The following is a 464-nucleotide window of genomic DNA, read 5'->3' on the forward strand; positions in this document are numbered from 1 at the left end:
CCCCTTCCAACGCCGGCACTACTGGTTCGACGCCGTCGAGGAACAGCCGACCGCTGTTCCGGCAACGACAGGCATGCCGGACGCCCCTCTGCGCCGCCGGCTCGTCGGGCTGAGCGCGGGCGAGCAGGACAGGGTCCTGCTGGAAGCCGTGCGAGCACACACGGCAGCGGCCCTCGGCCGCGGGGTCGCCAGTGACATCGTGCCCGAGCGCACCTTCAAGGAGCAGGGCTTCGAGTCGCTCACCAGCGTGGAGCTGCGGAACCGGCTGAACGCCGCCGCCGGGCTTCGGCTGCCCGGCTCCGTGGCGTACGACCACCCCACGCCGCTCGCACTTGCCCGCCACATCCGAGCCCAGTTGAACGGCGATGCCGGACCGGCCCCGACAGGTCAGGCCGTTCCCCCTGCCACGGCCGCCGATGCCGAGCCGATTGCGATCGTGGGGATGGCGTGTCGTTTCCCGGGTG

Annotated in this window: 1 protein-coding gene; it reads left to right on the forward strand. The window is 72.0% G+C overall.

Translation table 11 applies throughout. The annotated features are described in order from the left end of the window. Window positions 1-73: 73 nt before the first annotated feature. Window positions 74-464 (forward strand): acyl carrier protein (locus tag IH00_RS36945; RefSeq protein ID WP_234334755.1); only part of this gene is annotated, 391 nt, incomplete at its 3' end.

Origin of the sequence: Streptomyces sp. NRRL S-118 (genome assembly GCF_000716335.1) — a bacterium.
Lineage (GTDB): Bacteria > Actinomycetota > Actinomycetes > Streptomycetales > Streptomycetaceae > Streptomyces.